The following is a 23,054-nucleotide window of genomic DNA, read 5'->3' on the forward strand; positions in this document are numbered from 1 at the left end:
CGATCCTCGCGCCCGGCGTGATCGTCAGGGAAGCGGCACTCGAGGACATCGGCCGGCTCGCGCCCCTGTTCGACGGCTACCGACAGTTCTACCGGCAACCGTCGGATCCGGAGGGCGCGCGCCGGTTCCTCGCCGAGCGCCTCGGCGCCGGAGAGTCGCGCGTCTTCGTGGCGGAGACCCCGAAGGGAAGGGCGGTGGGTTTCGTGCAGCTCTTCCCCTCCTTTTCCTCGGTCTCGATGAAGCGGCTCTGGATCCTCAACGACCTCTTCGTCGTGCCGGAAGCGAGGAAGACCGGGGTAGGGCGCGCCCTCATGGAGCGAGCGCGGCAACTCGCGGTCGAGACCGGAGCCAAGGGCCTGATTCTCGAGACCGAGTCCCACAACGCGCCCGCGAAGACGTTGTACGAGGACCTCGGCTGGGAACTGGACGGCACCCACCACTACGAGTTGCGGGTCTGAGCTCGGCTGGCCGGGTGCGCACCGGACTTACGTTTCCCGCCTTCGTGCCGCTGGCGTGCCTGATGGCCGCGCTCTCCACGCAGGATCTGCGCCTGGCTCTGTCGCTGGGAGAGGCACCCCCGACCGCCGGCACGCCCATCGCCCTGGAGCTGACCGCCACCAACGATGGCGAAGCTCCGCTCGTCCTCGACTTCCCCGACGGGCAGCGCTACGACTTCGAGGTGTTCTCGGAGCACGGCGCCTCCGTCTGGCGTTGGGCCGAGGGCATGTTCTTCGCCCAGATGCTGGGCCGGGAGACGCTCGAGCCCGGGGCCTCGCTGCGCTGGACCGCACGAATCGAGAGCGGGTTGCCGGCCGGCGTCTACCGCGTGGTGGCCACGCTCACTACGGTGGCGCCGCACACCGTCGAGGGCACCCTCACCGTGGTCCCGTAGGAGTCCTGCCGACCTTGCACGAGAAGAAGAGCACGACACGAAGAGAAGGAGATCGACACACATTGAATGAGATGACGCTGGCCGCGGGTCCCGCCGCGCTCGAACCCGACCTCCTGGATTCGGTCTCCTTCGACGCGGGCTGGGCGATGCTCGAGCGGTTCTCGACGCTGGTGCGCGAGTCCGGGAGCGAGGACGAACACGTCGCGGCCGAATACATCGCCGCCGAGTTGACCCGGATGGGCGTGCCGTTCGAGATGCACGAGCCCGACCTCTTTCTCTCGCTCCCCCGCGAGTCCTCGGTCGAATGGAGCGGGGGCTCGATGCGGGCCAAGCCGCCGTCGTTCGCCGTGCCGACGCCCGACGGAGGGCTGGAGGCGGAACTCGTGTACGTCCCCGCGGCGGCCGCGACGGGCCAGCGGGACCTGTTCGCCCGACGGCTCGGCGGCGACCTGCCCGATGTGGCCGGCAAGATAGTGCTCAGCGAGGGCTACGCGATGCCCGGCATGGTGTCGGCCTTCGAAGAGGCGGGGGCGGCGGGCCAGGTCTTCATCAACCCGGGGACGAACATCCACTGGGGGATCTGCACATCCATCTGGGGGACACCGACCACCCGGAACCTGCCGTCGAAGCCCTCGACGCCGGTCGCAGCCTTGAACAACCCGGACGGAGAGCGCCTGAAGGCGGCCGCCGGCGAGCGCGTGCGGATCGAGGTCCGGACGGAGGAGGGCTGGTATCCGTGCAAGCTTCCCGTGGCCCACATCCCCGGGGCCTCGGACGAGTTCATGCTCGTGCACGGGCACTACGACTCGTGGGACGTCGGGATCGGAGACAACGCGGTGGGGGACGCGACGCTGCTCGAACTCGCGCGGATCTTCCACGCTCAGGCGGAGAGCCTGAAGCGGTCGTTGCGCATCGCCTGGTGGCCGGCGCACTCGACCGGGCGCTACGGCGGCTCGACCTGGTATGCCGACGCCCACGCGCTCGACCTGCGCAAGCGCTGCGTGGGGGCGATCAACATCGACTCCCCCGGCTGCTGGCACGCGACGGAGTACGACGACGTGATGTGGATGGCCGAGGCGGGGCCGCTCTGCGCGCGGGCGATCGCCGACGTGACCGGGAAGACCGCGAAGCGACTGCGGCCGCTGCGGGCGGGCGACTATTCGTTCAATCAGATCGGGCTCACGTCGTTCTACATGCTGCTCTCGAACATTCCAGCCGACGAGCGCGAGGCGCTGGGCTTCTATCCGACCGGCGGGTGCGGCGGCAACATCGCGTGGCACACGGAAGACGACGTGATGGACGTGGCCGAGCGCGCGAACCTCGAGCGCGACCTCGGCGTCTACGTGGCGTCGATCGCGCGGGTCCTGAACGCGCGGGTGCTGCCGTACGATTTCCGGGAGACAGCGGCGGAACTGTCGGGCTTCGTCGACGGCTACGTGGAGGCGGGGGGTGGACAGCTCGATCTGGGCGAGGTGCGGGGCGAGCTTGACGACCTCGCGGCTGCACTCGGCGATCTCTACGCGACGATCGAGTACCTGGACCTCGATGGCTCGGAGGCGGACGGCGACGTGGACGCCCTGAACGCACTGCTCATGGAACTCTCCCGCATCCTGGTGCCGATCGGCTACTCGGAGGGTGGGCCGTTCGACCACGACCCGGCGCTGCCCCGGACGCCGATCCCGCGGCTGGCCCGTGTCGGGGAGCTGTCGAGCCTCGCCGAGGCGGGGTCGGAGCTGCTCCCCTTCCTGCAGAATGAGCTGCGCCGCGAGGCGAACCACGTGGCCAACGGGTTCTTCGAGGCCGCGCGGGCAGTGCGCCGCGTCCAGACACGGCTGGCGGCATCCGGGGCCGCGGGCTGACGCGCGTGCGACGCACCGGGGCGCGACCGGCGGGGCTGCGTACCCTCGCGGCGGCGCTCACGGCGCTGGCCGGGCTGCTGATCGCGGCCCCGGCGGCGGCACAGACGACGGACACCGTGTTCGTCGAACTGCGTACCGACGCGGCCCACGTGCGGCAAAGCCTGATGCCGGACAGCGGCGCCGTGCGGGCCGTCGCCATGCGGCTCGACGAGCAGACGCTGTCGCTGACCGGGGCGACGCAGGACGGCGAGCCCATCGCCGGCATCGAGGTCGCTCCGACCCCGGAGGGCTGGGCCTACCGGATCGATGTCGCATCCGCGGCCCCCGTCGTCATCAACTACACGGTGCGCGGGCGGCTGGACCGGATTCCCCTCTTCGTGGCGGGGGGGCGGGCCGAGCAGACCGTCGTGCACAAGGCCGCCGAACCGTGGCTCATCCGCGTGGAGGGCGATCCGGCCGCGCTCGACGGGCTTGACCTGTCGACGAGCCTGCCGCGCTTCACCCGGGCCGGCGAGGGCGCCGTTACGGCCACCCTGTCGAGCGTGCCGGGGCTGCTCCGGCTGTCGCGCGGCGGCGCGCTCTCGTTCGCGCGCGTCGCCGACCTGGTGGTCCTCGCGCTGCTGCTGAGCGCCGCGATCTGGACGTGGCGGAACGCGCGAGTCCGCCGCGAGGGCAGCGAATCCGGCCGATGACGATCATCCTGATCGCGGCGGGCTTCTTTGCCCTGGGCCTCACGATGGTCTTCCTGTTCCGGTCGGCCGTGAACAGAGACGACGAACTCGACCGGCGCTGGGCCGAAGTCGTGGGCCAGCGCTCGGAACGCGAGAGGTCGCCGTCCGCGGACGGGTCCGCCGCGCGACCCGCAAGCCACGGCGCCGGAGAGGATGCCGCTCCGCGTTCGGCGTCCGGGACCTCGGACTCAGGCGAAGACCCCGGATGAGCGGCGTCTTCTTCGTCGTCCTCGGGGTGTACATCGCCGTCATCATGGGCATCTCGATCTGGAGCTACTTCCGGACCGAGACCGAGGTCGACTTCCTCGCTGCGGGCCGCTCGATCGGCCCCATCGTCGGCGGGGCCGTCCTCGCGGCCACCCAGATCTCGGCCGGCACCTTCGTCGGCACGGCCGGCCGTCACTATCTGGCCGGCGTCTCGTGGGTCTTCCCCTGGCTCGGACTGTGGACCGGGTGGCTCGTCTGCGCCTTCTTCGTCGCCCCCAAGCTCCGGCGCCTCGGCGCGCTCACCGTCCCGGACTACATCTCGGCCCGCTTCGGAAGTCCGCTGGCCGGCGCGCTCGCGGGCGTCCTCATCGTCGTCGCCTACACGATCTACCTCGTGGCCCAGTTCCAGGCCGGCGGCGAGGTGGCGGAGGTCGTGTTCGGGATCCGCCCGCTCACCGCGATGCTCATTATCGTAGCCTCGACCGCGCTGTACACTCTCCTCGGCGGGGTCCGCTCCAGTTCGTACATCGACTTCCTGCAGACGATGATCATGATGGCGGCGCTGGTCGTCGCGGTCCCCGTGCTCCTCAACCAGGTCGGGGGCGGAGATCCGCTCGCGGCGGTCCAGCGTTCGCTCGGCTTCCTCGACACGCTCGACGATCGCCTGGTGGGCTGGTACTACAGACCCCGGGAGTTGCTCGCGTTCGCGATCGCGTTCGGCCTCTCGATCGCCGCCGCCCCCTACGAACTCACCCGCTTCTACTCGATGCGGGACGAGCGCACCGTGCGCCGCGCGATCTTCATCGCGATCGGGTTCCAGGTAGTGATCGCGACCTCCATCATGTCGATCGGCATGCTTACGCGGGTGCTGTTCCCGAACCTCCCGTCCCAGGACCAGGCGACGGCGACGATGGCGCTCCACGTGCTGCCTCCGGTGGTCGGGGCGCTGCTCCTCGTCGCGATGCTCTCCGCGATCATGTCCACGGTGAACTCCGTCCTCCTCGTGACCGGCGCCGGCGTCGCCCACGACCTGTACGGGAAGTTCATCCGGCCCGGCGCGAGCCAGAAACACCTCGTGAACGCGAACCGGGTGGCGATCGTCGTCCTCTCCATCATCCCGCTCTACTTCGCGCTCCAGAAACTGGGGGACGTGCAGGGGATCGTCCTCGAGCAGGCGAAGTTCATCGCCTCCTTCTTCTTCGTCCCCATCGTCATCGGCCTCAACTGGAGGGGAGGCACGGCGAAGGGGGCGGTCGCGGCCATGATCGGGGGGTTCCTGGCGTGTCTCGTCTGGACGCTGTTCTTCCAGGAGCATTACTTCCCCCTGTACGGGATCGATTCCGTCGAACCGGGCGTCGCGGTCAGTCTCGTGCTGTTCATCGTCGTCTCGAAGCTGACGAAACCGAATCCCGGCCAGAAGCTGGAAGTGTTCTTCGCGGAGCAAGAGAAGGCACGGAAGAAAAAACATTAGGAAAAGAGGAGAAACGCCTGATGTCCGATGTACTTACACGACTCGTTGAAGAACTGAACGCCGGAACGGTGCGGGTGGTCGATCTCACGATCCCCCTCGGCCCGGATACCGTCGTCATCGATCTGCCGCCCATGTTCGCGTCCTCGAAGGGGGTGACGATCGAGCGGATCTCGAGGTATGACGACGACGGCCCCGCCTGGTACTGGAACAACCTCACGCTCGGCGAACACACGGGGACGCACTTCGACGCCCCGATCCACTGGATCACCGGGAAGGACCTCCCCAACGGGACGACGGACACGATCCCGCCGCGGAAGTTCGTCGGGCCGGCATGCGTGATCGACGTGGAAGCGGAGGTTGAGGCGGACCCCGATTTCCTCCTCACTCCGGCGGCGCTCGAGGCGTGGGAGGCGGAGCACGGGCGGGTGCCGGAGGGGGCCTGGGTCTTCCTGCGCACGGGCTGGAGCCGGCGCGACGGGAAGGAGGCGTTCCTCAACGTGGGGGAGGACGGGCCGCACTCGCCCGGCTTTCGCCAGGAGACGTCGGCCCTGCTGGCCCATGACCGCGCGGTGCTCGGGGTCGGCGTGGAGACGGTCGGGACGGACGCGGGTCAGGCGGGGACGTTCGATCCGCCGTTTCCCAACCACGGGACCATGCACGGGGCGGGGAGGTTCGGACTCGCGAGCCTGTGCAACCTCGACCAACTGCCCCCGACGGGCGCCGTGGCGATCGCCGCCCCCCTGAAGATCGTCGAGGGGAGCGGGAGCCCGCTGCGCGTCATCGCCCTGGCCCCGGCGTAGCGGCGGGCAACGGGGAGGGAGATCGCACGATGGACCGTGCCGAGCGGCAGCGATCCGCTTACCGAAAGGTCCTGGAGGCGCTGGACGAGGCCATCTTCCGGCTGGGGCGGGTGTCGGCTGCGGATCCTGATGACGACGGTGCCGAGCGGCAGGGGACTTTCCGCCTCGGAGAAGCGGGAGGGATCGCCTTTTCCGCCCATTTCCCGGGAACGAACTCGGGGGCCCTCTTCGACGAGATCTCGGACGCTGCCGAGGCGGAGGATCTGGACAGGCTCCGCCAGGTTCGGAGCCTGGTCGAGTCGAGGCTGCGCTCGGGCGAGGACGCGGATGGGGGAGCTTCCGCGCAGGATGCTCTCGACTGGGATGCGGGCTATCTGCAGGTCCTCGCTGTCCTGAACGAGACGCGGCAGGCCCGGGAAGAGGGCGACGCTCACCGATACTGGATCATGACAGGTTTCCTCGCCGGCTTCCTGCACTGGGACACGAGACGGGGACCATACGAGCCCGGATCCCTGCGAGACGAAGTGATCGCCGCCTGCAATGAGGGGTTGGGGGCGACCCTGTGGACGGAATGGGAGGCGATCCAGGAAGAGTGGTTGGCTGACGACTCGCCGGAGTCGCCGCAGGACCCGGATCTTCTGCTGAGGTGGTTGGGCCTGCGCCTGGCCGCCGCCGACCTGATGACCGATTCGCTCTCTCTCAGCCGCGTCGGCGGGGCGGACGACGAAGGGAGCGAGGAGGCGTCGGATGAGAGGGCGTGCTTCCTGCGGTGCGAACGCTCGACCCGGCGCGCGCAGAACTTCGGCAGGAGACGCGCCAGCGGCCCGCGTTGAAGCTGGCGGGCCTGCGGGTAGAGGCGTACGCGGCCTTCGGGTATCCGGCCTTGTTGCAGTACGTGGTCGGCGCAGTGGAGGTCGTGGCCGGCCTCCTCCTGTTCGGGAGGGTCAGCCGTTTCTACGGCGCGATTCTCGTGATCCTCTTGATGGTCGGGGCCATCTTCACGTTGGGGCGTGAGGGCGAATTCGCGCAGATCGCCGTGCCGCTGGTGTGGCTGCTGCTCGCGCTCTTCGTCTGAAGGCATCTCGTCGGGCCTGAGAAAAGTTCCCGACGCGAACCGGGACGTTCCCGCGGGAACGTCGAAGCCGGCGGTCTGGCCATGGACGAAGGACGAATCAAGGTTCATGAAGCGGCCCGGAGCCGGGCCACGTACCCCAACGGGAGGAGCGCTCAGTGGTGACCGACGGAAACGCAGGCAAGGCCGTAAAGGTGGCGTCGATCCTTCTGGCACTGCTCTTCCTTCTTAACGGCGGCATGAAGGTCGCCGGGATGATGGTCGATCAGTTCGCCATGTGGGGATACCCCGCCTGGTTCCAGTACCTGATCGGCGTCGCCGAAGTGCTGGCGGGGGTCGCGTTCCTGCGGCAGAGCACGCGGTTCCTGGCGGCCGTCGCCGTGATCCCGATCATGGCGGGCGCGATCTACACCCTCGTGAGGGCGGGCACGGCGGCGAATTCCGTGGTCCCGGCCGTGGCGCTGCTGCTCGCGCTCTTCGTGGCGAAGAAGTCGCGGTAGAAACCGCCGCGGCTCGGCGCAGGGGTTCCCGCGGGAACCCCCCGGCACTGTCCCGGAACGGCTTCAGTTGATGTCGGCGGTCTCCAGCAGCTGGTCGCCGACGAGCCGGACCACGCGGACGCGCTGAATGTCGAGTTCGTCCCGGTCGATGTAGGCCAGCAGGCCATCCGGCCCGAACGCGGCCGGAATACGGAGTCCGTCGGGGGCGATGGTGCCGAAGTACTGCCCGTCCGCGGTGAGAATGTCCGTGGGACCGGGCTCTCCCATCAGGGCCGAGCGCTGGACCCAGATGCGGTCGCTCCAGTCCACCGCCAGTCTCGAAATGACCGGGACCTCCTCCGGGAAGGCCATGTTCTCGATCCGATCTTCCCGCATGCGGCGCATCGCGTCCGGGTCGGGACCGCTCGGGCGTCCGCCGCCCGCTCCGGCCGAAACCGTGCCCGAGATAATCATGGTGGTCGCGCCTCCGCCCCCTCCTCCTCCGCTCCCGCCCTCGGCCAGGGCGGCGAGCCGGCGTTCGCGCTCCGCATCCCGGACCTCGTCGGTCACGGCGACCGGCGGGATGGGCCGCTCGAGCGTGCCCGTCGCCTCCCCCGAGCCATCGAGGATCTTGACCCGATAGCCGACCGAATCGGCCAGGACGACGCGGCCATCCCGGAGTACGCCGAAGCTCAGGGGAAGGGGGAAGGCCTCCATCCCCGACATGATGATCCGCACGTCTCCGGCCTGCGCGTCGGTGTCCTCGACGGGCGGCCCTGCCCAGGCCGAGTGGAATTCGTCCTGCGTCCCGTCGAGCCGATACCGGCCGATGGGTCGGCCTTCCGGCTCCTCCTCTTCCTCCTCCCCTCCCAGGAGCGCGCCGAACGAACGGGTGACCATCCCCGCGGAGAGGAGGCTGTGGTCCGGCATGGCGAACATCCGCGGGCCGGGCATCCCGGTCTGGAAGGTGAAACCGGCCTCCTGGAGTGATTCACCCTCGCGGCTGAAGACCTTTATCCCCCGATTCATGTCGTTGACGGCGATGCGCCCATCGCCGAGCACCGCCAGTCCCACCGCCTGGTTGAGTTCCCCGGGCCCCTCGCCCTTGTTGGAGATCGTGCGCACGAACTGGCCCGCCGGATCGACGACGACGACGTGCCCCGCGTCATTGTCGAGGATGAAGAGCGAGCCGTCTTCCCCGAAGGCGACGCCACTCACGCTGCCGAACATCTCCCACGCGGCGCCATCCAATACACCCACGGTATAGACCTCCTCCACGCCGGGCTGGAGGGGGATGTCGGGGCTGTCGAGCCCGGCGGTGGCGGGATCCCCGTCCCCGCCGCAACCAGCGGCCGCAAGCGGAGAGGCGATAAGGACGACGTGACGCGTGCGGTTGCGGATGTTGCGCATGAGGCTTCCTTCCATGTGACGGGGGCGACGCCGGTGACGGCGACGAATCCGGGCGCGGGCCGGACATCGGGTGTGACAGTGGAGGCCGGGGCAACGGTTGTCCACGGCCGGCATCATGGGGCGCCCTCCAGCAGTGCGCCCGCCGCGAGCCGGACCACGCGGACGCGCTGGACGCCGAGTTCATCGGTCTCAATGTAGGCCAGCAGGCCGCCCGGCCCGAACGCAGCGGGGATCCGCGGGCCCTCGGGCGCGATCGTTCCCAGGTAGCGTCCATCTGCGGCGAGAATGTCGGTGGGACCCGGTTCGCCGGGAAGCGCCGTGCGCTGGACCCAGATCCGGTCGCTCCAGTCCACGGCGACCCTCGCGATGACCGGCACTTCCTCGGGGAACACCATGTTTCCGACCTGCCGCCGGTACGTGTCGCGCAGGGACGCTTCCAGGGCCGCTGGATCGGGTGGACCGGAGGATCCGCTCGGGGGCCGGATGAACACCGTGGCAATGCCCTCCATAAGCACGTCCTGGGACACTTCCTCGGAATCCAGCAACGCAAGCCGCCGTTCGCGTTCGGCATCGCGGACCCGTGGCGTGACCTCGGCCGGAACCAGAGGGCGCTCGAACGTGGTGACCGCTTCTCCTGCCGGGCCAGCCGGGGCGAGGATCTTGATCCGGTATCCGACCGAGTCGACGATGACGACTCGGCCATCCCGCAGCGCGCCAAGTTCGAGCGGAGGCGGAAAGGCCTGGATCGGGCGCATCTGCAGGAAGATCGCCCCGGATTCCAGGTCTTCGAGTCGTGTGTCGTCAATCGGAGGGCCGGGCCAGGCCCCGTAGAGCAGCTCGCCGCTCCCGTCAGGTCGGAAGCGCATGATGGGCCGGACTTCGCCGGATCCATCCTCCTCCACGGAGCGGCGAAAGACCTCAGCCGTCACGACGCTATGGTCGGGCAGCGCATGGAAGGGGGCCCCCGGGATCCCCTCCTCGGTCGCGAATCGGATCCCTTCCAGGAAAGCGCCGTCGCGACTGAACAGCTGCAGCCTGACCTTCGCGTAGTCCATGACGCCGATTCGTCCGTCGGAAAACACGGCCAGACCTGCGGGCCGGCCCAACTCCCCGGGTCCCTCGCCCTCGTTCGAGACTGTCCGCACATACCGGCCCGCAGTGTCGATCACGACGATGTGCCCGGCCCCCTCGTCGAGGATGAACAGGGTACCGTCGGCATCGAACGCGAGGCTCGATACGCTCCCGAAGGTCTCCCACGGTTCGCCCACGACGGCGCCCACGGTGTAGACGGCCTCCACGGCTGGCTCGATGGAGAAATCGGGACTGTCGAGCCCTGCCGAACCAGGCGAACCATCGCCGGAATCGACCCCGCAACCGGTGCAGAGGAGTATCGCGGTTAGACCCACCCGAGGGGTTGGTGGGCCCATGGCGGCCAGACCGTGGGAGGGATCAGGCAACCGCATGGGCTCCGCTCCATGGCTGAATCGTGCGACAGTCGGCAATCCCGGGATGGAGCAGAAGCTACTATTCGGTTAGTAGCACGAAAAGTCCCACGACGGGATCCTACCGTCCGCTCTCCAGGAGTCTGCCATCGGCGAGGCGGATGACCCGGACGCGCTGGACGTCGAAGGCGTCCCGTTCGACGTACGCCAGCAGCCCGTCCGGTCCAAATGCGGCAGGGATTCGCAGGCCATCCGAGGGGATGGTGCCGAGGTATCGCCCGTCCGCCGTGAGGACGTCCGTCGGGCCGGTCTCGCCCGCAAGCGCCGTTCGCTGAACCCAAATGCGGTCGCTCCGGTCCACGGCGATGCTCGCGATGACCGGAATCTCCTCGAGAAAGATCATATCGCGGATGCGATCTTCCGCCCGGCGCATCGCCTCCCGCAGCGCGTCCCGCATCGCCTCCGGACTGACATCGCCGGGGCGCCCGCCGACTTGCTGGACGGATACGGGCACGCTCCCATCCTGCGATCTCAGCGCAGCGATCCGCCGAGCGCGCTCCGCCGCGCGTATCTGCTCGGTCACGCCGATCGGCGTCAGGGGCCGTTCAAGGACGTCCATCACCCGACCCGACGAATCCAGAAGCTTGATCCGATATCCGATCGAATCGACCAGCGCGATGCGGCCATCCCGGAGCACACCGAGGCTCAAGGGCGGACGGAACGCCTCCATCGGACTCGCCACGACCCTGGCCACCTGCTCCCTCGCCCCGCTCTCGAGCGCCGCTGGAGGCGGGTCGTCCCAGGCGGCGTAGAATACCTCGCGGGTCCCGTCGAGGCGGAAGCGCGTGATCGGCCGACCCTCGTCCGCTCCAATCATGGTGGAGACCGAGACCCCGATCAGTTCGGGTGAGAGGAGGCTGTGGTCCGGCAGGGCGTAGGTCGGCGATCCGGGCATGCCCTCGGCGACGCTGAACGGGACGGCATCCAGAAAGTCACCGTCACGGCTGAAGAGCTGCAGGCCCCGCTTCGCGAGATCGTTGACGCCGATCCGGCCGTCGCCGAAGACAACAAGTGCGATCGGCTGGCCAAGCTCGCCGGGCCCGTCCCCATTGCGCGAGATCGTTCGGACGAAGTCGCCGGCGGAATCGATGACCACGATGTGCCCGGCGAGGTCATCGAGGATGAACAGCGTGCCGTCGGCGTCGAATGCGACATCCGAGATGTGGCCGAACATCTCCCACGCGGCGCCTTCGACCACTCCGACAGTAAAGATTGTTTCGACAGCGGGGGAGATGGGCCTGTCAGTGTCGGCGACCTGCGCCGCGACGGGGCCGCCGCCCGGGCCCGCTGCGGCGAGCGAGAGCGGGACCAAGGCCACCCGACAGATGCGGCCGTGAGCACGATGCATGGTGCCACCTCACCGTACAGGGGCGACCTCGACGCCCGGAAGGATCTCCCGGCACCGGTCGGACGTTTCTGGGACAGACGAAGCTGCGTGGTTGGTTGTCCTTGATCCGCTAGAGGCGGCGGGCTAGCGCGTCTTTCCGAGTTCGAGTCCGGGGATGAGCGCCGGCGTGCTCGCCTGGTATTCCCGATAGGCAGGGTATTTCTCCGCGGAGATCGACTCGGTGAGGCGCATCGACGGGATGAGCAGCGCCGTGAGCAGGATGAAGCCCAAACCCGTCCAGTGGATCCACTCCCCGGAGGCCGAGACGGCGAACAGGTAGAGAACCCACCACATGCCCAACTCGCAGAAGTAGTTCGGATGGCGGCAATAGCGGAACAGCCCGGACGTCATGAAGGGTTGCGCGACCTCTTCCCCGGCCGCGATCCGCCGTTTCTTGTCCTGCTGGAAGCGCCACATCTGCTCGTCGGCCACGGCTTCACCGACGAACAGGGCGAGGAACAACGCGGCTGCCGTGAAATCCAGCCAGCCGAGCGGGGTCTCGTTCCACTGCGCGGCCTGGTGCACCGGGGAGGTGAACAGCCAGATCAGCAGCATCTGCCCGAAGCTGACGAAGGTGACGTTCAGAAGCTGAAACCTGACCGGCCCGAGCTTCTCACGGACGGCGATCCAGCGGTAGTCCACGTGACCCGGCCGGAAGGCCCCCTTGCGCACGGCGTTGAAGGTCAGGCGCGCCGCCCAGAGGACGATGAGCAGGGTCATCAGGTTCACGCGCCGCGAGCCGAAATCGAGCGCGGCGGCCACCATCACGCAGTACACGGGCGGACACAGCGTCCACAGGCGGTCCACCCAGGAGTAGTCGCGCGTCAGGACCGACACCAGCCACGCCAGGGCGGCGAGGATCAGGCACAGGTCGAGCGCGGTGCCGAACGGCGTCCCCGTCAACGGGTGCGGGATCAAGTTCACGTGGGGATCCCGCTCACGTCGCGCTCAGGCGGCGGACGAGCGCCTGCAACTGCTCGGCGACCGCCCGCACCTCCTCCTGAAGTTCCTCGTGGCGCGCGTAGGCGTCCGCGCCGGGCGCCTGGTCGGCCCGGGACGTCATGCCCGCGAGGTAGTTGAGCTGACTCAGCAGCATGGGCCGGGGATAGCTGCCCTCCGCGTCGTTCACCTGCGCGTCCAGCGCCTCGAGGTCCGCCGCCAGTTCGTCGAGCGTACGGTTTCCGCCGCCCCCGGCGTCCGCGCGCCCCTCCGCGATGCGCTCGCGCAGGTCGTCGATGCCGTTCGCGACCTCTCGGGCCGCCGCCTGCGTCTCCCGCACGGCGAGGTTGAAGCGGTACTGCTCCTCGAGGTCGGCGACGGTCACTCCCTCGGCCGCGACCCGCGGATCGATCCGCAGTTCGAGCCCGGTCTCGGCCGTCGCGTTCCCCGCCGAGAGGCGAACCGTGTAGTTGCCCGGCGGCACGATCGGCCCGCCGCGGCCCTCTCCCTGCGAGCGCATATCCCACCGCAGCCGGTGCATGCCGGGGGCGCTCGAGACCGCAGCCATGCCGCCGCCGCGTGGGGCCATGCGCTGCATCGCCGGCCCTCCCGCCCGGCCCGCGCCGCCGCCCGCGCCGCTGGCATACGAACGGATCACGTCACCGTCCGCGTCGAGGACCTCGATCTGCACCGCCTCGTCCGGGCCCGGATCGGGTGAGATCCAGTAGCTGATGTCCGCGCCGCCGCCGCGGTACTGAGGCCGCGCCGTGTTCGAGGACCACTCGAAGCCCGAGTTCCGTCCCGGTCGCGTCCGGTACTGCGGCCGCCCGTCGAACAGATGGACCGAGCCCGCCCCGGCGACCGTCCCGTCCGCGTCGATCTCGTGCAGCGGCGTGACGTCATCGAGAACCCAGAACCCCCGGCCCATCGTCGAGAGCGCGAGATCCTGCCGGTACACCTCGATGTCCGTCACCGGCGTCACCGGAAGATCGAGCTGGAACGACTGCCACGTCGCCCCGTCGTCGAACGAGATGAAGAGCCCGAACTCCGTCCCCGCGTAGAGGAGCCCCTCGCGGTCCGGATCCTCGCGCACGACCCGCACCGGGAAGTCGGCCGGGATCCCGTTCGTCCCGTCCGCGAGCAGCGTCCACGTCTCGCCCGCGTCCTCGGTGCGGTAGACGTAGGGCCGGAAGTCGCCGAGCAGGAGACGGTAGCCCGCCACGTAGACCTTGTCCGGGTCGTGGCGCGAGATGTCGATCGAGTTCATGCGGCCCTCCGCCGGCATGTCGGGCGGCGTCACGTTCTCCCACGACTCCCCGCCGTCCATCGTCACATGCACGGGGCCGTCATTCGCCCCCGCCCAGATCACGTCCGGGTCGTGCGGCGACGCCTCGATCACGTACAGCGTGGAGTAGTGCTCCTCGCCCGTCGCGTCGCGGGTGATCGGCCCCCCCGACACCATCTGCCGCTCGGGGCGGAACGCCGTGAGGTCGGGCGAGATCCGATCCCAGGTGCGGCCGCCGTTCGTCGTCCGGTGCACGTACTGGGAGCCGTGGAAGACCAGATCCGGGTCGTGCGGCGAGACCTCGATCGGCACCACGCGCTGAAACCGGTAGGGCAGGTTGGCGGGGTTCGTTCCGTAGATGTTCACCGCGCCGACGTAGTACTGCTGCTCCTGTCCCGTGCGCTGGTTATAGACGCCGAAGCGTCCCTTGCAGTTCGCGTAGACGATGTCCGGGTCACCCGGTTTGGGCACGGCGGGTCCCGTCTCGCACCCGCCGGGCGAGCGCCAGTAGGCATCCGGACCGCCCGGGGCCGACAACGACGGCTGCCGGCTGGGCACGGAGACCGTATAGGAGTCGTCCTGCTGGCCCGCGTAGAGCCAGTACGGGAAGCGGTCGTCCACATCGACCTGATAGAGTTCGGCGGTCGGCTGATTATTGACCGGCGACCACGTCTGCCCGCCGTCCAGCGTGACGACGCCCCCGCCGTCGCTCCCGTGGACCATGATCCGCGAGTCGTCCGAATTGATCCACAGGTCGTGATCGTCCCCGTGGACGTTCGGGATCGTACTGAAGGTGCGGCCCCCGTCCGTCGACTTCCAGGTGGAAAGGTTGAGGACATAGACGACGTTCCCGTCCGTGGGGTCCGCGGTGACATTCGTAAAGTAGAAGGGCCGGTGCATGAGCTGGTTGCGCGGGTCGTCGTTGATCAACCCCCACGTCTCACCCGCGTCGTCCGACCGGTACAGGCCCTCGATCGGCTCCGGCGCCTCGACAAGCGCGTAGACCCGGTCGGGCATGTCCGCCGAGACCGAGAAGTCCACCTTGCCGATGAGTCCGTCCGGCAGCCCCGCCGTGACCCGGCGCCAGGTGTCGCCCCCGTCCGTCGTCTTCCAGATTCCGTCTTCCTCGCTCGACCCCGAGATAATCGACCAGGGCTGCCGCTGGGCCCGCCACATCCCGGCGTAGATGACGTTGGGGTCCGCGGGATGAAACTCGAGATCGACCGCTCCGACGGAGTCCGAGGTGAAGAGGATGCGCTCCCAGTCGAGACCGCCGTTAGACGAGCGATAGACGCCGCGCGTCTCATTGTTGATGAACGGGTTTCCCATCGCGGCCGCGTAGACGAGATCAGGGTTGTCCGGGTGGGCTTTCACGGAAGCGACCTGCCCCCCGTCCTCGAGCCCGACGTGTTCCCACGTCTCGCCCGCGTCCGCGGACTTGTAGACGCCCTTGCCGATGATGATGTTCGAGCGGATCCCGTCCGAACCCGTCCCCACATAGATGATATTCGGGTCCGAGTCGGCCACCTCTATGTGTCCGATGGAGGGGGAGGCGAAATATCCGTCGGAGATATTTTCCCAGCTCATTCCATAGTTCGTCGTCTTCCACACGCCGCCGCCCGTCGCCCCCTGATAGAAGGTGTGGGGGTGCGAGCGATGGCCCTCGACCGCCGTGACCCGCCCGCCGCGCGAGGGGCCGACGAAGCGGAACGAGAGACCGCCGAAGAGACTCGGGTCGACGGTGTCCGCGGTCGGGGCCGGCGCCTGAACGCCGGCCGGGAGTCCGCTCTCGGCCGGGAGGGCGCCGCCGGCCCCACCGTCCTGCGCGGCGAGGGACGACGCGGGGACGACGAGCGCCCCGGGCACGAGGAGAGAGACGAGAACGGCCCGTGTGCCGGGCACTGGAACGGGGAATCGCATGGTGACTCCTGGTTTCTTTCCGTCGGCCGGACGGTCAGCGCGCCGTGACGAGCGCTTCGCCGGCCAGAGCGTCCGTGAAACGGCCTGCATCGATCGCGAGCGTCCCGTTCACGAGGGCGTATTCGACCCCTTCGGCGAGGCCGTGTGGGTCTTCGTAGGTGGTGGTGTCGCGGAACCCGTCGAGGTCCACGACGAGGATGTCCGCGAACGCGTCGGGCTCGATGACGCCGCGGCCCTCGATCCCGTAGATGCGGGCGGGGAGCGCGGTCATCGCGTGGATCGCCTGTTCGAGCGTTGTGACGCTTTCCTCCATGACGTACTTCCGGATCCGGCGGGGGAAGGCGCCGAACCCGCGCGGGTGAGGGTGTCCTTCGCCCGGCACCCAGAGCGAGCCATCGGAGGAGGTCATCATCCAGGGCTGCGACATGAGGCGCTCGATGTCCTCGTCGTTCATGTTGAACGAGGTGAGTCCGGTGCCGCCGCCTCCGTCGCGGGCCTCCACGAGGAGGGCGAGCGCGGTTTCGACCGCGTCCATCCCGCGATCGTCCGCCACGTCCTGGAGCATGCGGCCGCCGTGGGGTCCGCCCTGGAGCATGAGCCGGTCGGCGCCACCCCGGCGGTCGAGGTTCTCCCACATGTCCGCCACGAGCCGGGCGCGCTCCTCCGGATTCTCCATGCGCGCGTAGAGGGCCCCATCCTCGCCGGCGAGCGCCCAGCGCGGGACGAGGGCCCCGACGATGCTCGTACCCGAGGCCTCGTACGGGTACTGGTCCGCGTAGACGGCGAGACCTTCGGCCCGAGCGGCCTCGATGTGGCGGACGACGTCGGCGGACTGGCCCCACACCCGGGGCCCGAGCGCCTTGATGTGCGTGACGACGCCCGTGATCCCGGATCCCCGCGAGATCTCGATGACTTCGTCCACGGCGCCGAGCAGGCCGATCGAATAGTCCGACTCGTCGCGGATGTGGCTCTGGTACACGCCCCCGAACTCCGCCGCCACCTTCGCGAGTTCGACCACCTCGCCCGTGGGCGCGTACGAGCCGGGGGAATAGTAGAGACCGGAGGAGAGGCCGAATGCGCCGCCGCTCATGCCGTCGCGGACGATCGCCCGCATGCGGTCGAGTTCTTCAGCGGTGGCCTCGCGCGCCTGCATGCCGAGTACCGCGCGGCGGACGCTGCCGTGCCCGACGAACGCGCCCACATTGACCCCCACGCCGGGATCCCGGATCCGCGCCCGCTGGTCGGCGAGGTCGACCGTGCCTCCCCCGTCGGGGTTGGCGAAGATCGTCGTGATCCCCTGCGCGAGGAGCGGCCGGGCGGTCCGCAGTTCGTCGCGGAGCAGCGCGGGCATGGCGTGGGAGTGCGTGTCGATGAAGCCGGGGAAGACGTGCCGGCCGGTCGCGTCGATCACCCGGTCGGCGGTCGCCGCGCCGAGGTCGCCCACGGCTGCGATCCGCGCGCCATCGACCGCGACATCGTCGGCTCGGGCCTGTCCGCCGGAGCCATCGACGAGGATGCCGCCGCGGATGATGAGGTCGTAGCTCTGCGCCGCGGCGGGCCGCGCCATGGACACAGCTCCGGCGAAGAGGGCCAAGGCGAAGAGGACGCTGAACGCCCGCCCGGCGTAGCGGGACGAGATCGGGAAAAGCATGTTGTATCGCATGCGATCGAATCTGTCGGCCCGGATGGGAACCGCACAAGCAAAGCTCACGCAGGCACGCTCATCGGAGGCACTCATGCGCCGGTATCGTCTTCCGCTCTCGCCCCTCGCCGTCGTCGGACTTCCGCTCGCCGGCCTCACGCTCGCCGGGCTCGCCCTCGCCGTGGGCTTCGGCCTCGCCACGCCGACGGCGCTCGAGGCCCAGTCCTTCGAGGATACCCGCGGGAACATGTCGATCGCCCTCGCGGGCGACGCGATCATCTCGCGGAAGATGTCTCCCTACCGGGAGCCCGAGTTCCTCGCGCTGCGCGACATCATCCGGAACGCGACCGCCGCGTTCGTGAACCTCGAGATCCTCTTCCACGACTACGAGGACGACGTGATCCCGGCCGCGGCGAGCGGCGGCACCTACATGCGGGCGGAGCCGGAGATCGCGCACGAACTCGCCTGGTTCGGCTTCGACATGGTGAGTATCGCGAACAACCACACGATGGATTTCGGCGCCGGCGGGGCGCGGCGTACGGTGGAGGCGACCGAGGCGGCGGGCCTCGCGATCGCGGGCTTCGGCGAGAACCTCGCGGAGGCGCGGGCTCCGGTGTACGTGGACACGCCCGGGGGGCGGGTGGCCCTGATTTCCATTGCCTCGACCTTCAACGATGCGATGCGGGCCGGCCACCAGCGCCCGGACATGCGCGGGCGTCCGGGGCTAAGCCCCATCCGCTACGAACGGCACGTGACCGTGACGGCGGACCAGATGGCGGGCCTCCGCGACGCGCTCTCGGCGGCGGGGCGGGGCGGCGGCTCCGGACCGAGGCTGAACTTCGGCGGCATGACGTTCATGGTGGGCGACAAGCCGGGCGTGAAGACGATGCCGCACGCCGGAGACCTGGCGGAGATCGTCGAGGTCGTGAAGGAAGCGCAGCGTCAGGCGGAGTGGGTCATCGTCACGAGCCACACGCACGAGGGTGCGGACCGGCGCGAGGTACCGGCCGACTTCATCGTCGAGGCGGCGCGGGCGTTCATCGACGCGGGCGCGGACATGTTCGTGGGCCACGGCCCCCACATCCTGCGCGCGGTCGAACTCTACCAGGGCAAGCCGATCTTCTATTCGCTGGCGAACTTCGCCATGCAGAACGAAACGGTCGAGCTGCAGCCGCAGGACAACTACGAGGCCCAGGGACTGGGGTACGAGGATCTTCCGGGCATGTTCCAGGACGTGCGGATCGAGCGCATGGGCGCCGGTTCCTTCCCCGCGGGGAAGGGGTTCTGGGAGAGCGTCGTCCCCGTCGTCGAGTACGAGGGCGGGATGCTGACGGAGATCAAGCTCTACCCGATCACCATGGGCTGGCAGTTGCCGCGGCCGGTGCGCGGGCGGCCGATGATGGCCGACGACGCGCTCGGGAAGGAGATCCTCGAGGGTCTGGCGCAGCTATCCGCCGAGTTCGGGACGACGATGACGATCGAGAACGGCGTCGGCGTCATCCGGCCCTGAGCCGAACCGCCCGCTCCGTGCCTGAGGTGCGGCCCCGCCGCGCGGGATCAGACCGGGGCTGGCTGGATCTTCTTGCGGGGCGGGGGATAGGCGCGCGGGGACGGCCGAACGCCCGTGGCCGCGAACGATTCTGCCGCCTTGAGCGCCGCGAGCACCGGGTTGATGACCGGCACGCCGAGCCGCTCCGAGAGCGTCCGGGCCACGTCCAGGAACCCCATCGTCATGCAGCCCAGGACGAGCGTGTCCGCCCCCGCCCGGAGCGCCGCGTGCGCTTCGATCTCCATCGTCTCGAGCACTTGGTCCGCGCGTTGCCTGAGTTCGAGTACGGGCACATCAACGGCCCGGATGTCCGCCACGAGTCCCTCGAGCCCGTAGCCCCGCATCTGGCGGCGGATCGCCGGGACGACCTCCTCGACCACCGTGACGATCGCGAAGCGCTGCCCCATCTGCGCGGCGGTGAGCGCCCCCGCCTGGCCGGGACCGATGACGGGGAAGTCCACGAGTTCGCGTGCCGGGGCCAGCCCGGGGTCGCCGAAGCAGCCGATGATCATCGCGTCGAACCCTTCCGCCTCCAGCCGCGGCGCCGCCTCCAGGATGCCGGGCACCGAGAGATATTCCTCTGCGGACGACTCGACGGATGCAGGGCCGTTCTCCGTCTCGCGAACCTCGACCTCCGTCCCGTGGAATGCGTGCTGGTTCAGGAACGCTTCACGCCGGACGAGCTCCTCCGGCCCGAGTGGGCCTCGGGACATGGGTCCGGGGAGGAAGTAGACAATGCGCATGGTCTTGCCCGCAGTCTGGAGCCTGGTCTCGTCGTCGGGCGGAATATAGCAGCATGAAGAGCGTTCGTCTGGACAGGCGGGCTGTCGCGTTGCTGGCCGGGGAGGAAGGGGAGGGGACTCGGCTTGCCATGTCGATTCTCGCACGTATGGCCGAGGTGGTAGGAGCGCGAGAACTGCTCGACATCACCGCGGCGCACATCGATTCCTCGCTGTATCAGGGACCCGCAACGCTCGAGTTTGCCGAGCGCCTGGCGGAGGGCGGGGCGCGGGTCCGCGTGCCGACGACCCTCAACGTCTCGGGGGTGGACGAACACGGCTGGCGCGACTGGGACGTGCCGGAGACGTGGGCCGAGCCGGCACGGCGGCAGATGGAGGCGTACGAGGCCATGGGCTGCGAGCCTACGTGGACGTGCGCGCCATACCAGACACAGCCCCGACCAGCCAGGGGAGAGCAGGTGGCCTGGGGCGAATCGAGCGCGATCGTGTTCGCGAACTCGGTGCTCGGTGCGCGCACCGAGCGCTATCCGGACCTGCTGGACATCTGCTGCGCGGTCACGGGCCGGGCTCCGGCCGCCGGGCTGCACCTGACGGAGAATCGGGCCGGAGAGGTCCTCGTCGACCTGTCCGGGGTTCCGGAGGCGTTGTCGTCGGAGCCGGCGCTCTATCCCGTGTTGGGGCACTGGGTCGGGTTGCGCGTGCGCGGGCAGGTCCCGGTATTCGACGGACTGCCGGCGAGGCCGGGCGAAGACGACCTCAAGGCGCTGGGGGCCGCGATGGCTTCGTCCGGCGCGGTGGCGCTCTTCCACTGGATCGGCCTGACGCCGGAGGCACCGGATCGAGCCACGGCGTTCCAGGGGCGTGAACCCGCGGAGGTGCTGAGCCCCGGACCCGCGGAGTTGCGGGGGGCGCGGGACGAACTCGGCTCCGGGCTCGTGGATGCGGACGGTCTCGACCTGGTCGTACTCGGGAGTCCGCACTTCTCGCTGTCGGAGTTCGCGGCGCTCGCGCGGCTTGTGGAGGGGCGGCGCAGACACCCGGGTGTGCGACTGCTCATCACGACCGGGCGGGCGGTGCGCGAACTGGCGGGGAGAGCCGGCTACCTGGGGGCGATCGAAGCGTTCGGCGGGGAACTCACGGTCGACACGTGCATCCTCACGACGCCCATGCTGCCGGACGGGATCCGGCGGCTCATGACGAACTCGGCCAAGTACGCCTGGTACACGCCGAGCCTGCTCGAGCGCGCCGTCGCCTTCGGGAGTCTGGCGGACTGCGTGGACTCCGCCGTCGCCGGGCGCGTCACGCGTGACGACGGCGCCTGGACCGCCGAGCCGTGAGCGACGAACCAACCACCCCCGGCTCCGATCCGCTGATCGGCCGAGCGCTCGTCGCGGGCGCTGCGGAAGGCGCCGTTCTCTACTCGTCCGAGCCGCTCAGCTTCTGGGGCGGCTACGACGCCGAGACCGGGGAGATCATCGACCGGCGCCACCCGCTGGCCGGCCGAACCGGCACGGGCCGCATCATGGCCATTCCGGCGACCCGCGGGTCCAGCACCACGACCGCCGTCCTCCTCGAGGCCATCCGCCGCGGCACGGCCCCCGCGGCATTCCTGACCCGCGGCCCCGACACCTTCCTCGCGCTCGCCGCCATAGTGGCCGCTCAGCTCTACGGCCGGACTCCGCCCGTCGTCGCCCTCTCCCCCCGTGACTTCGAGACGCTTCGGGCAATCACGCGCATCCGGCTGGAAGAGACCGGCGCAATATTCGCCTACTGACGCATCAAATCCAGAGTGAGCTCACGCGCGCTTGAACGCCCGGCCACGCGATCGTCGCCCCGGGTTCGATGTACACCGGGCACCGTCCACTTCAGGCGGGCGGCCGTCCATGCGTCCCCCAAATGGGGGATGGCGGTCTCCGGACCCAGGCTGTCGAAACCCGGACCCAGCCTTATGTGGGGAGCGGAACCGAAATCGCGGGCGACTCCGAATTCCTCCACAGACTGCGGATGCTGAGCCGCTATCCCCAAGGCGTCGACGATCAGCTGCTTGCCCGCCTCGAAGCGACGTACGGCGAGATGGAACGATACTCCGGTGGAAGGGGGCTGGCTCTGCGGTTACAACCGTAGCCGCAGTCCGACGCCCACCGCAGGGTGCCCACCGCTGCCCCTCAGGTCGAGAATTGGACTGAAGGCGGGTTCGGTACCGTCCGGCGGCATGAGTTCCCACCGTTCCCCAACCCGGAGCAACGCCCCAACCGCCAGGCCGAGTCCGGCCCCGGCAAGGGCCCCGCCCGCGGCGAAAAGCGGGGTGTAAGGGTTTATCTCTGTCGGGCAGCCTCCGATGCAAATGTTGGCCAGGCCCGCGCCGAACAGCCCCCCCAGAACGGCGAACAGCTTCCAGAACGACCTCGTCCCGCGGCTCCTCTCCAGACGGAGGATGTCGGTACGGGAGACTGTGTGAAACGGGCCTTCCAGCGCAGCCAGTTCGAATCCGTCCAGGGCCACGTCAAGTCGGTCGTTGCTCACCCCCGCGATCTGGCCGATGAGCCTGCCGCCGCTCGTCGTCACACGCACGCGGTCGCCGACAGCCTGCGGGAGCAGGGTCTCCGGCATGGCCACGAGGCCGACCGCCATGAACAGCAAGACGCTGGCACTCTTCATGACAGACCTCCGTTCCGGGAGATGTTTGTTCCGGCCCTTCCTGTTCGGTCCGACTCGGATCCGGAAACGGGTGACGCGGGGGGCAGCACGACGTTGCAAGCGTTCTTGCGGATCCCCCTCCAGTCCCCCGACACGGCGTCAATGATCAAGGACAAAAACATAGTAAACGGGCCGAGGAACAGGTCGGCCACGAACCATTTCTCATGGACCCCGGAATAAAGTTCGCACACGGCATCCGCGTGCCCTTCCTTCCTGAACACGACATTATGGGATGCCTGGTTGTCGAGTTCCAGGGACAAGGGCGTTTCTCCGAGCAGGATCCCGTCGATCCAGACCTCGGCCTGCGCCGGACTCGAATACATCCCGACGGCTTTGACCTCGTCGTTGTAAAGACTGGCACAGGCCGTGGTCGAGACCGTGGCAAGAAACAGCGCCGGCAAATGCTTCCTCATTCTTGTTTCCTCCATGGTTGCGCAACGAGGCAGGCCTACGAAGCAAGATCGTACCCGCG

The 23,054-nt window shown here is 69.0% G+C and carries 22 protein-coding genes; 13 read left to right on the forward strand and 9 right to left on the reverse strand.

What is annotated here, in order from left to right; translation table 11 throughout:
• Positions 1–17 precede the first annotated feature (17 nt).
• From ACOQPP_RS02490 to ACOQPP_RS02535, 10 genes are all read left to right on the forward strand, one after another.
• Complete coding sequence (locus ACOQPP_RS02490; protein ID WP_420635806.1) at positions 18–458, forward strand: GNAT family N-acetyltransferase; 441 nt, start codon at positions 18–20, stop codon at positions 456–458.
• A 14-nt stretch (positions 459–472) separates the two neighbouring features.
• Positions 473–892 (forward strand): BsuPI-related putative proteinase inhibitor, encoded by a 420-nt coding sequence (locus ACOQPP_RS02495; RefSeq protein ID WP_419165617.1) that lies wholly within the window; start codon positions 473–475, stop codon positions 890–892.
• 71 nt (positions 893–963) lie between these two features.
• Complete coding sequence (locus ACOQPP_RS02500) at positions 964–2,751, forward strand: M28 family peptidase (protein WP_420635967.1); 1,788 nt, start codon at positions 964–966, stop codon at positions 2,749–2,751.
• Positions 2,752–2,756: 5 nt separating this feature from the next.
• Complete coding sequence (locus tag ACOQPP_RS02505; RefSeq protein ID WP_419165618.1) at positions 2,757–3,443, forward strand: hypothetical protein; 687 nt, start codon at positions 2,757–2,759, stop codon at positions 3,441–3,443.
• On the forward strand, positions 3,440–3,691 hold the full coding sequence (locus ACOQPP_RS02510) for a hypothetical protein (protein WP_419165619.1): 252 nt from the start codon (positions 3,440–3,442) through the stop codon (positions 3,689–3,691). The genes ACOQPP_RS02505 and ACOQPP_RS02510 overlap by 4 nt, the downstream gene beginning before the upstream one ends.
• The gene (locus ACOQPP_RS02515; RefSeq protein WP_420635807.1) at positions 3,688–5,160 is read left to right on the forward strand and encodes a sodium:solute symporter family protein; all 1,473 of its coding nucleotides are present in this window, start codon (positions 3,688–3,690) and stop codon (positions 5,158–5,160) included. The genes ACOQPP_RS02510 and ACOQPP_RS02515 overlap by 4 nt, the downstream gene beginning before the upstream one ends.
• Positions 5,161–5,180: 20 nt before the next feature.
• Positions 5,181–5,960, forward strand: a complete 780-nt coding sequence (locus ACOQPP_RS02520; RefSeq protein WP_420635808.1) for a cyclase family protein — start codon at positions 5,181–5,183, stop codon at positions 5,958–5,960.
• A gap of 29 nt (positions 5,961–5,989) precedes the next feature.
• A complete protein-coding gene (locus ACOQPP_RS02525; RefSeq protein ID WP_420635809.1) occupies positions 5,990–6,793 on the forward strand; it encodes a hypothetical protein in 804 nt (267 codons plus the stop codon).
• Positions 6,790–7,035, forward strand: a complete 246-nt coding sequence (locus ACOQPP_RS02530; protein WP_419165623.1) for a DoxX family protein — start codon at positions 6,790–6,792, stop codon at positions 7,033–7,035. The genes ACOQPP_RS02525 and ACOQPP_RS02530 overlap by 4 nt, the downstream gene beginning before the upstream one ends.
• Before the next feature lie 158 nt (positions 7,036–7,193).
• The gene (locus ACOQPP_RS02535; RefSeq protein ID WP_419165624.1) at positions 7,194–7,532 is read left to right on the forward strand and encodes a DoxX family protein; all 339 of its coding nucleotides are present in this window, start codon (positions 7,194–7,196) and stop codon (positions 7,530–7,532) included.
• Positions 7,533–7,595: 63 nt separating this feature from the next.
• Here the strand turns inward: ACOQPP_RS02535 and ACOQPP_RS02540 are convergent, their stop codons facing one another.
• The 6 genes from ACOQPP_RS02540 to ACOQPP_RS02565 all read right to left on the reverse strand — a co-directional run bounded on the left by ACOQPP_RS02540 (position 7,596) and on the right by ACOQPP_RS02565 (position 17,605).
• Positions 7,596–8,921, reverse strand: coding sequence for a 6-bladed beta-propeller (locus tag ACOQPP_RS02540; protein ID WP_419165625.1), 1,326 nt, complete (start codon positions 8,919–8,921; stop codon positions 7,596–7,598).
• Positions 8,922–9,034: 113 nt separating this feature from the next.
• Positions 9,035–10,219 (reverse strand): 6-bladed beta-propeller, encoded by a 1,185-nt coding sequence (locus ACOQPP_RS02545; protein ID WP_419165626.1) that lies wholly within the window; start codon positions 10,217–10,219, stop codon positions 9,035–9,037.
• A gap of 265 nt (positions 10,220–10,484) precedes the next feature.
• Positions 10,485–11,771 carry a 6-bladed beta-propeller gene (locus ACOQPP_RS02550; protein WP_419165627.1) on the reverse strand — a complete coding sequence of 429 codons (1,287 nt, stop codon included), beginning with the start codon at positions 11,769–11,771 and terminating at the stop codon, positions 10,485–10,487.
• 123 nt (positions 11,772–11,894) lie between these two features.
• Entirely contained in the window at positions 11,895–12,734 is an 840-nt protein-coding gene (locus ACOQPP_RS02555) for a DUF1295 domain-containing protein (protein ID WP_419165628.1), read from the reverse strand.
• 13 nt (positions 12,735–12,747) lie between these two features.
• Complete coding sequence (locus ACOQPP_RS02560) at positions 12,748–15,954, reverse strand: VPS10 domain-containing protein (protein WP_419165629.1); 3,207 nt, start codon at positions 15,952–15,954, stop codon at positions 12,748–12,750.
• Between the two features lie 34 nt (positions 15,955–15,988).
• A complete protein-coding gene (locus ACOQPP_RS02565) occupies positions 15,989–17,605 on the reverse strand; it encodes an N-acyl-D-amino-acid deacylase family protein (RefSeq protein ID WP_420635810.1) in 1,617 nt (538 codons plus the stop codon).
• A gap of 85 nt (positions 17,606–17,690) precedes the next feature.
• Between ACOQPP_RS02565 and ACOQPP_RS02570 the strand changes: the two genes are divergently transcribed.
• Positions 17,691–19,106, forward strand: a complete 1,416-nt coding sequence (locus ACOQPP_RS02570) for a CapA family protein (protein WP_420635811.1) — start codon at positions 17,691–17,693, stop codon at positions 19,104–19,106.
• 47 nt (positions 19,107–19,153) lie between these two features.
• On the opposite strand, the gene ACOQPP_RS02575 is transcribed toward ACOQPP_RS02570, so the two are convergent.
• On the reverse strand, positions 19,154–19,888 hold the full coding sequence (locus ACOQPP_RS02575) for an aspartate/glutamate racemase family protein (protein WP_419165632.1): 735 nt from the start codon (positions 19,886–19,888) through the stop codon (positions 19,154–19,156).
• A 53-nt stretch (positions 19,889–19,941) separates the two neighbouring features.
• On the opposite strand from ACOQPP_RS02575, the gene ACOQPP_RS02580 reads away from it, so the two are divergent.
• Both ACOQPP_RS02580 and ACOQPP_RS02585 read left to right on the forward strand, forming a co-directional pair.
• Entirely contained in the window at positions 19,942–21,222 is a 1,281-nt protein-coding gene (locus ACOQPP_RS02580; RefSeq protein WP_419165633.1) for an aconitase X, read from the forward strand.
• Positions 21,219–21,659, forward strand: a complete 441-nt coding sequence (locus ACOQPP_RS02585; RefSeq protein ID WP_420635812.1) for an aconitase X swivel domain-containing protein — start codon at positions 21,219–21,221, stop codon at positions 21,657–21,659. The genes ACOQPP_RS02580 and ACOQPP_RS02585 overlap by 4 nt, the downstream gene beginning before the upstream one ends.
• Positions 21,660–21,997: 338 nt before the next feature.
• Here the strand turns inward: ACOQPP_RS02585 and ACOQPP_RS02590 are convergent, their stop codons facing one another.
• The gene (locus ACOQPP_RS02590) at positions 21,998–22,543 is read right to left on the reverse strand and encodes a hypothetical protein (RefSeq protein ID WP_420635813.1); all 546 of its coding nucleotides are present in this window, start codon (positions 22,541–22,543) and stop codon (positions 21,998–22,000) included.
• Positions 22,540–22,995, reverse strand: a complete 456-nt coding sequence (locus ACOQPP_RS02595; protein ID WP_420635814.1) for a PEGA domain-containing protein — start codon at positions 22,993–22,995, stop codon at positions 22,540–22,542. The genes ACOQPP_RS02590 and ACOQPP_RS02595 overlap by 4 nt, the downstream gene beginning before the upstream one ends.
• Positions 22,996–23,054: the final 59 nt, after the last annotated feature.

The organism is Candidatus Palauibacter sp., assembly GCF_965222475.1.
Lineage (GTDB): Bacteria > Gemmatimonadota > Gemmatimonadetes > Palauibacterales > Palauibacteraceae > Palauibacter.

Excerpts from the sequence above, each read along its gene's own strand:
- ACOQPP_RS02580 (WP_419165633.1), top strand. The coding sequence starts at position 19,942 with ATGAAGAGCGTTCGTCTGGACAGGCGGGCTGTCGCGTTGCTGGCCGGG.
- ACOQPP_RS02550 (WP_419165627.1), bottom strand. The coding sequence starts at position 11,771 with ATGCATCGTGCTCACGGCCGCATCTGTCGGGTGGCCTTGGTCCCGCTC.
- ACOQPP_RS02515 (WP_420635807.1), top strand. The coding sequence starts at position 3,688 with ATGAGCGGCGTCTTCTTCGTCGTCCTCGGGGTGTACATCGCCGTCATC.
- ACOQPP_RS02560 (WP_419165629.1), bottom strand. The coding sequence starts at position 15,954 with ATGCGATTCCCCGTTCCAGTGCCCGGCACACGGGCCGTTCTCGTCTCT.
- ACOQPP_RS02570 (WP_420635811.1), top strand. The coding sequence starts at position 17,691 with ATGCGCCGGTATCGTCTTCCGCTCTCGCCCCTCGCCGTCGTCGGACTT.
- ACOQPP_RS02500 (WP_420635967.1), top strand. The coding sequence starts at position 964 with ATGACGCTGGCCGCGGGTCCCGCCGCGCTCGAACCCGACCTCCTGGAT.
- ACOQPP_RS02510 (WP_419165619.1), top strand. The coding sequence starts at position 3,440 with ATGACGATCATCCTGATCGCGGCGGGCTTCTTTGCCCTGGGCCTCACG.
- ACOQPP_RS02565 (WP_420635810.1), bottom strand. The coding sequence starts at position 17,605 with ATGCTTTTCCCGATCTCGTCCCGCTACGCCGGGCGGGCGTTCAGCGTC.
- ACOQPP_RS02540 (WP_419165625.1), bottom strand. The coding sequence starts at position 8,921 with ATGCGCAACATCCGCAACCGCACGCGTCACGTCGTCCTTATCGCCTCT.
- ACOQPP_RS02520 (WP_420635808.1), top strand. The coding sequence starts at position 5,181 with ATGTCCGATGTACTTACACGACTCGTTGAAGAACTGAACGCCGGAACG.
- ACOQPP_RS02590 (WP_420635813.1), bottom strand. The coding sequence starts at position 22,543 with ATGAAGAGTGCCAGCGTCTTGCTGTTCATGGCGGTCGGCCTCGTGGCC.
- ACOQPP_RS02595 (WP_420635814.1), bottom strand. The coding sequence starts at position 22,995 with ATGAGGAAGCATTTGCCGGCGCTGTTTCTTGCCACGGTCTCGACCACG.
- ACOQPP_RS02525 (WP_420635809.1), top strand. The coding sequence starts at position 5,990 with ATGGACCGTGCCGAGCGGCAGCGATCCGCTTACCGAAAGGTCCTGGAG.
- ACOQPP_RS02575 (WP_419165632.1), bottom strand. The coding sequence starts at position 19,888 with ATGCGCATTGTCTACTTCCTCCCCGGACCCATGTCCCGAGGCCCACTC.